Consider the following 8,755-nt stretch of genomic DNA (forward strand, 5'->3'; position numbering starts at 1 on the left):
CATCATAGTGCTCTGCTACTATCGCTAAACGATAGCGCATTGCTTCTCTACCCGTTTGCAGCGTATAGGTCACTCTTCTCAGCGACACCGTGGGGTTAGCTTGTAAGTACGTAATGAATTTTTCTGCATAAGCCACCAGTCCCGCCGCTCGTTTTGCTGATAATACAAACAATACCGGACCTGTGTCTGGGCTCACGACTTCATGCTCTGGATATTCTTGCAATACTAAATGGGCATTCGTGCCACCAGCACCAAATGATGATACTCCAGCAGTACGAGGCAAAGCTTTGTTTGAATCTACTAATTGTACTTGCGGCCACGGAATTAACTGATGCTGTAACTGAAGTTTGCCTGCTGATAAATCTATATGAGGGTTGAGAGTCTGACTATGAATGGAAGGACATATTTTACGATGCTGTAGTTGTAGCACCACTTTGATTAGCCCAGCAACACCTGCAGCACTTTCGCAATGTCCCAAATTGGATTTGATAGCACCTAAAAAACAAACATCATCACGCTGCGCAGCGAACACCGATTGCAATGCTGCAATCTCTATGGGATCACCTAATTGAGTTCCCGTTCCATGTGTTTCAATGTAATTCACTTGCTGTGCACAGATCTCTGCATCACTTAACGCTTTTAAAATAACCTGCTTTTGTGCTTCAGGACTGGGCACAGTATAACCACTGGCTCTACCGCCATGATTCACAGCAACCCCTTTAATTACCGCAAGGATCTGATCAGAGTCTTGTTGCGCATCAAACAAACGCTTGAGTATGATGACACCGACACCTTCACCTGGCACATAACCATCAGCATCCGCACCAAAACTGGCACATCGCCCCCGCTGAGAAAGAAAACCATTTTCTCTAAGCATAAGATACTTATTTGGGTGCACTGAAACGTTCACCCCCCCACAGATAGCAGCATACGTTTCATTGTTTCTAAGTCCCTGACATGCAATTGATAAGGCTGTCAATGAGCCTGAACACATGGAATCAATCCCAATGCTTGGACCGCTGAAATCACAAAAATAAGATAGCCTATTTGCAGAAGCGGAGATACCGGTCATCACCCCTACTGGATGCCCTTTCCTTACTAAATCAGCGGCGTACAAAGCATATTCAGAAAACATAACCGCTGCATACACTCCCACTTCAGCTTTGGCGTTTCTTTTATACTGAGGATGTAAACTTTGCGGGGTGTGACCACTGCTCTCAAGTGCCTGCCAAGAAACCTCTAGAAACAGTCGCTCTTGAGGGTCCATACGTTCAGCTTCGTTTGGCGCAATATTAAAAAAAAGTGGATCAAACTCTTGGCTATTGTGTAAAACGCCTCCCCAGCAAGGGAATACTTGTGCAGTCGCATAATCTTGCGCAAATTTAAACTGGTTTGGACTTAAGGGAGCAACACTATCTTTGCCTAAAGTAAGGTTTTCCCATAATTGCTCAACATCATCGGCCGCTGCAAAACGCCCTGCCATACCAATAATGGCAATATCTTGTTGCCGCCAACCATAAGGGGTGGAAATTGCCAACTTTGGCTCAACTTTTTCAATAAGGTGACGTTCAAATTTTACATCCACTGATGTCAGATGTGCTGCTAGTTTTGCCACACTGTCATGTTCAAACAACATCACAGGGCTCAGCTCACACTGTAATTGGGTCTCTAAATCTTTTAGTATATAAAGTAGTTGAGTTGATGTTACCCCCAACTCGAAAAATCCTGATTGCCCATTAATATGTTCAGGATTTACCCCTAAGTAAGAAGCAAATACGCCAATGAGTAGGCCATGTAAATCAGAGTTTTGATCACCCTCATGCCGCTGTTCATCCATACCTAGTACTGCACGCTCTGCATTATGCAAGGCATTTTGAAAGTCAGCAGTCGGCCTAACACACAAATCATCCATTTCAGCAACTACCTGTCCCTTTGGTGTATAAAATTTAATACTTAGCTTCAACAGGTTTGTATGTATTGATATATGTGCGTTTTTAACAACAGCTAGGGACTTTGATAACATGGGTCGGTATTGTTTATAAGCACCAATATATATAGGTAGAAACAAGTCCGATTTAGCTACTTTTTGTTGTTCCTGTAAAGCATAGAGAATAGCCATAGCTGCGCCATCCAGCATGGCTGGGGAAGCAATGAAATTGGAACTTGTATTATTCGACGGTTTGGCCTGTATTTGCGCCCAATAATCGTCATTCCCAACAAATATATTTCCACTTACCTGTAACAACTCACCATGACATAAATTAAGTGAAATAGCGCGTTGATAGGTTTGTTGAATATCATAACTGAGTTCACCAGACAACGTGTCAACGTTAATAGCAGGGGGTTGCACCACATCGTCATGCATTTCACTTAAATGAAAATCAACATATGGCTCGGATGTGTCATGCTTATCCAACACTGACACAGTCCAACCTAACGCTTTTGGTTGTACTTCAAATACCAAGTCAACTGACTCGTGTGCAGCTAAAATAAGCGGTCTGAGTATTGCCAATTTGGTTATCTCAGCCCGTTCAACCTCTAATTTAAGCGCGGGCAACAATAGCTGAAATATCAAATCAATATACGCTAACCCAGGCATGACACCACGTCCATCTATTTGGTGTGCCTGTAAAATGGGATGGTTGGCACTCAGTGTCATACTGTATTTTTTATTCTTCATTCATTTCACCCCACACGGTTAAAACGTCTTGTTCTTCTTGTACTTTTTGACGATTATCTAGATTGGGTTTCATTGATTTAGCGTTAACCTCATTTACTTCCGTGAAAGGTTTTGATGTCGTATGTACACTCTTTCGTAATCGCGTATCAATCTGCTTCTCATGAAGTTGCGTGCGGATCCTTTTCGACACTGCACCACTCTGAATTGGGCACTGTTCAAAGATCACATGGAAATTGCTACCTCCGTCCGCATTGACATTTAACGCAGCAGCACATAAACCATTGCCAGATGATGGCAAAACTTGAGTTTCTAAATTGAAAGACACCTTATTAGCAACAAAGTCAAACTCGTTAAACAATTCACCATATTGTCTAAAAGGGGGAATTTGTTGGTGATACACAGACAATGCACACTTAATCATACCCACCATGGCTGAAGACATGAGTGTGTGACCCACATTAGGCTTTACTGAACCTAAATAATGAGGCGCTGTACTTTGCGAAAATTGATAAGACTTTGCCAACGCAGAAACTTCAATAGCGTCCAGCAAACGACTACCTGCGCCATTGACTTCAATATAAGAAACAGCGTCGGCACTGAGCTGACTTGTTTTTAAGGCTTGGCTTATCACTTGGCGCTGTGCATCAATGTTAGGGGAAGCGGGACCAATCGTCTGCCCATCATTATTCGCAGCTATAGCTTTGACTTTACAATAGATGCGGTCACGATCTCGCAACGCATCCGATTCGCGCTTGAGCACGACCACTCCAACGGCTTCACCAAGCACTTTACCATCGCTGTGTTCGCTAAATAGCGCATAGTGACCAGATTGACTGAGTAGCCCTCTTTGCGCAAAAAACTCTTGCGTATTAAGGTCTTCAAAAACATTAGCTGTACCAACAATAGCCATATCAATTCGCCCAAGTTGTAAGGCATCACAGGCATGTTGCAAATTTACCATTGCAGATGCACACGCAGCATCACTAACTAAGCTTGGGCCCTTGACATCGAAATAGCGCGAAATATTTGCCGCTAGATAATTATGGCCCAGAGCCAAAATAGGATTAGCAACACCCAGCAGTTCACTTGCCATGATTGTTCTACTGCGCGCGCCAACAAAAACTCCCACGCGTTTAGATACCAGTTGCGCTTTGCTATAGCCTGCATCATTAACGGCTTTGAGAGCTTGTGTGAGTAGCAATCGTGCTTGTACGTCCATGGTACAGGCATCGGTATAAGGAATACCGAAAAATTCATTGTCAAATTTATCTTTATCGGTTAGCCAAGCACCGTAGATGCTTTCACCTTTGGCATTACACTGCTGTTTTCTTATGGCGCTGTCACCCGTGAGCAATTGCTGCCAGAAAGTATCAATATCATCTGCCTGAGGAAACTTTCCAGCCATACCAATTATGACAGGGTCATCACTACCTTTCACCTCTGCCAGCGATGTTTCATCTATAAGCATATCTATCGGTTTTTGCGAATTTGGTAGTACATTTTGAATAGTAGTGCTAATAGGTAAAATTGGTGCAACATCATCATTTGATAAAACCTCAGAAACGGTCAATTTCATCGGCTGTAGACTCAAATACTCAGCCAGTTTAGCCAAAGTATCATGCTCTAGTAGCAATGACGCACTCAGCGGCACCTCACAAAATTGCTGCAAAGTATGGCTAAAGCCTGCAAGAAATACAGATTCTACGCCATATTCAGCAAAGCTTTTTTCGCCATCGAGCTGTGAAAGCGTTAGGCCAAATTCCTCAGCAAAGCGCGTAAACAACCATGCCCGTACATCTGTATCTGACTTGGTGCGGGACGCATCCACTGACACTTTTTGACTTGGTTCACGCTTGAGCAACGGTTCAGTATCAGACCATGATGAAAATTTCGGAGGCTGATTAAATACACAAGGTGCACAACATACATGCTCACTCGACAATGCATGCGACATTAATGCAAAACCTTCACTGTTTGATAACGTTGTCAGGCCAAGGTCTTGATATGGCAAAGACGTCTGATAACCGACAGCCATTCCCGTTTCTGACCAGCTTGGCCACTGTAGTGCTCTAAAATAGTCATAACCTTGCTTGCTCATACTTCGTACAAACTCATCAACATAGCTGTTTGCCATCACGTAATCCAGTTGTCCAGCAGCTAGATTTGGTAATTCTGTACACACCGAAGAAAATATAATGAATGTTCTTAAAGAGTGCGATTCACACAACTCATGTAAGTTGTACAAACCCTGTATTTTTGACGACAGTACCGATTGAATATCTGCAGTTGATTTAGCTACAAGAGCGGGAGGTTGACTCATCACCCCTGCGCAGTGATAAACATGGGTGATACTTCCCAAAGCCTTTGAAGCCAGTGAAATACCAGCGTTGAGGGCTTTTTTATCTACAACATCCGCTCCCAAATAATAGACACGTGCGCCTGATTCAACGACTGCCTGTAATGCCTTTATTTTTCCTTTAAACCCATCATCTTGTGAGGCACTAATATCACGCCATAACTCCTGATCGGGCAATTCTTCTCTGCCCACAATGATAAACTTGTTTATACCTTGAGAGCATAAATGTTTTACAAGTTCAAAGCCTATACCTCGTGCCCCACCACTGATGAGCGCAACATCGTCCTTCCGGTAGCTGTTTTTAGGGACATTGACCTGCCAGTCAAGCGCTAAGCGTTCCCCGACTATCTCTGGCACTTTTCGTGTGACGTTTTGATAGCAAACCTCTGAGTTTTTATAATCGGGTAAGGCTGCAAACTCTTGCTCAATGATGTCTGTAATTTCCTGAGCCGAACTTTGTAACTCCACATCAAGGCTAGCAGAGATAACTGCACGGTATTCTTGAGAAACGCTACGATAAAAGCCCACCAATTCAGCGCCATCTAACATACCCGCTTCACACCGGCCACGTGTCACCTGCAGTAACACACTCTGACTTGATGACCTTTGTCGAATGTAACTACGCATAATTTCGAGCGTTTGTAATGTATTCTTTCGCTCATCCCAATCAATATCAGCTTTTGTGGTTAACGCCATCAAGTCTATAATGCCATCAAACTGTGCTAACTGAACGTGCGCCACATCGAAACCATAGGTCACGGTACATTGCACTGATGGTTCATTTTTAAACAACTCAAGTGCCATACCTCTCACACTTGAGTGACATAGAATAAGTACAGAACATGCATTATGCTGTACCTGAACTAAAGGTCGCGCCTGCCAAGTTTTAGTCAGTAAGAATGCGTGCTGGTCTGCAGGTATTTTGGGCTGTTGGGCAACATTGGTTGAGACGCCGTCACCAATAGGATAGAGCTCCCCTGCAAATGGGTAATTAGGTAAACCTGAATACCTGTTTGGTTTAACATCATTGTTCAATGCATACAATTCATGCCACACCAAGTTGAGGCCATTGACCCATAACTCTAACAACTTAATATGTTTATTTTTTTGCCACCAGTTCGCGATGGACTCCTTTAGATCCTCATCGTTAAATAAGCGATTAAGATACCCATCACGTTGGTTTGGTTGACCTCGAAGTATTTCACTATCTTCATAAGTACCTTCAGTATATTTGGAGAGTTCGCTACTTAGCTGGGCAACAGAGTAGACACTGACTCCTAACCTGAACTTACGTGCTTCACGACCAGTTTGTAGAGTAAACGCAATATCCGACAATTGTGCGTCAGATACTTCACTGTGTATTATGAACTCATAAAGTGCATGCGCATATTGATCGAGTTGCTCTTTCGAATCTGCAGACAACACTACCAGATGAGGACCCGCTATCTCTTTTTCCACTTTGGCTCTGGAAACGTATTCGTCAACAATTAAGTGGGCATTGGCACCACCGGCCCCAAATGAAGATATTCCAGCCCTGAGTAACTGACCGGGTGTTGGTCGTTGCCATTGTGCCAACTGCTGCTGAACAACAAAAGGCGTGTTTGAGAGATCCAAATTCGGATTAAGTTGTTGCGAATGCAATGAAGGCACAAGCATGCTATGTTTAAGTTGTAAGATAACTTTAGTTATCGCAGCCACTCCCGCAGCACTTTCTAAATGTCCAATATTAGATTTCACCGAGCCAAGTGCACATACTGAGCTTGATTCACGTTGGTTAGCAAATACTTTGGTCAAGCCAGCGACCTCTATGGGATCACCCAAAGATGTCCCTGTACCATGCGCTTCTAGGTAGCTGATTGAAGCAGGGCTGACACCGGCAACTTGCAACGCATCCTGTATAACCTGCGCTTGAGCGACAGGATCTGGGACGGTATAACCATTTGATTTACCGCCATGATTTATAGCTGTGCCTTTAATAACCGCATAAATGCTATCGTTATCTTTTTCAGCATTAGCAAGCGTCTTCAGCAATATTGCTCCCACCCCCTCACCAGGTACATATCCATCTCCGCCCAAGCCAAAACTGCGACATAATCCTTCACTTGAAATAAATTGTTTTTGAGCCAGAAAAACATACTTATTTGGGTGTATCGAGACATTCACACCGCCAGCAATTGCGGCATAGCATTCATTTAACACCAGTGCATTACACGCAAGGTGAATACTCGTTAGCGATGACGAGCACATAGTGTCTACTGCCATGCTTGGGCCAGTGAAGTTACAAAAGTAGGAAACACGGTTGGCAATCGATGAAGGGTGGCCAGACAAGACTCTAGTTGCAGTACTGAATAATTGGTATTCCTCCCACATTACACCGACAAATACGCCGACTTTACCTTGCTGGCGCAATAAGTCTCGCGTATACCCACCGTCTTCTAACGTATGATGAGCACATTCTAAAAACAATCTTTCTTGAGGTGATATGTCAGTCACCTCCTTAGGGAGAATACCGAAAAAGACAGGATCAAACTCATCTACCCCCGCAATAAACCCACCCCATTTACTGTAAGATTTACCTGGCTGTTGCTTATCTTTTGAGAAATACACATCAGCTTCCCAACGAGTAATAGGGACCTCTCCAACACTGTCTATGCCTTGTTTTAAGTTATCCCAAAATTGCTGTACATTACGTGCTCCAGGGTAACGCCCCGCAACACCAATAATAGCGATATCTCTAACACTCTCTTGTAATTTTTCGCTTGTTATAAAACGGCTTTCCCGAACAGTTCCTGCCGCAACAGGTATTTTGCTCAGTGTCGGTTGTACTGGCACTGATATAGCGTTAGTGCGAGGTTGTTCGAGGCCATCCGATAACTTCTCATTGTAATGAGTTGCAAAATAGTCTGCCATAGCCGCTATCGTTGAGTACTCAAAGAACAGCGTCTTAGGCAATGTGTCGAAGATTGCTTCTAGATCGGTGGTTATGTTCATCGATTGAACGGAATCAATGCCATAGCGCTCAAATTCAAGCGTTTCGTCAAGGAGATCAGCACTGAGCTTAATACGCTTACCGACAACACGCTTTAATATTTTTACTGCAGCTGCATTCAGTGCTCCATGGTCCTCTAAGGTGTGCGTGTCTGACGCTACACTGATGTTTCTTGTTTGTTTTAATAACGTTTCAAGATATTCAGACAAAGCAGAGGACGTTGGCCAATCAAGCAGATCTTGCAACACCAATTGGCTTTCATATTGAACATTTAGCTGTTCAATTAAGTGACTGAGATGGTGGATATCCATCCCAAGTTCGTCAAATTTTGCGTCTGCATCAACGCTCTCATATTCGGTGCCGATAATGTCAGAGATTAGCGTAATGATGTCATTGAGGTAGACTCGATCAACCAGAGAGGCCTGTTCAGGCTGTTTTTCCTGTGGATTTAGTAAGCGCTCACTTTTTCTTTGAACACCATAAACGAAGGCAAGTTGCGATTGTGAACTATTGAGTGCCCGATAAAAACAGTCTAACCCCAGCTCAGTTGGCATCGCTGCCAGTCCTTGACGCTCTAACGCCGCCAATCCTCCTTCATCTACCTGCATACCTCCCGCTTGCCAAAGTGGCCAAGCCAATGCCAAACTCTTACCCGCCCCCCCTCTTTGAGCTCGCGAACGTAAATAACCATCTACAAAACCATTTGCTGCCGCATAATCTGTTTGACCTA

General features: G+C 43.7%; 2 protein-coding genes. Both read right to left on the reverse strand.

Going from position 1 to position 8,755, the window contains the following annotated elements:
* On the reverse strand, positions 1-2,680 hold a 2,680-nt coding region (locus OCI93_RS20565; protein WP_315942826.1), incomplete at its 3' end, for a beta-ketoacyl synthase N-terminal-like domain-containing protein.
* Positions 2,670-8,663 carry an SDR family NAD(P)-dependent oxidoreductase gene (locus OCI93_RS20570; RefSeq protein ID WP_261627212.1) on the reverse strand — a complete coding sequence of 1,998 codons (5,994 nt, stop codon included), beginning with the start codon at positions 8,661-8,663 and terminating at the stop codon, positions 2,670-2,672. The genes OCI93_RS20565 and OCI93_RS20570, both read right to left, overlap by 11 nt.
* Positions 8,664-8,755: the final 92 nt, after the last annotated feature.

The organism is Pseudoalteromonas holothuriae (assembly GCF_945859825.1).
Lineage (GTDB): Bacteria > Pseudomonadota > Gammaproteobacteria > Enterobacterales > Alteromonadaceae > Pseudoalteromonas > Pseudoalteromonas holothuriae.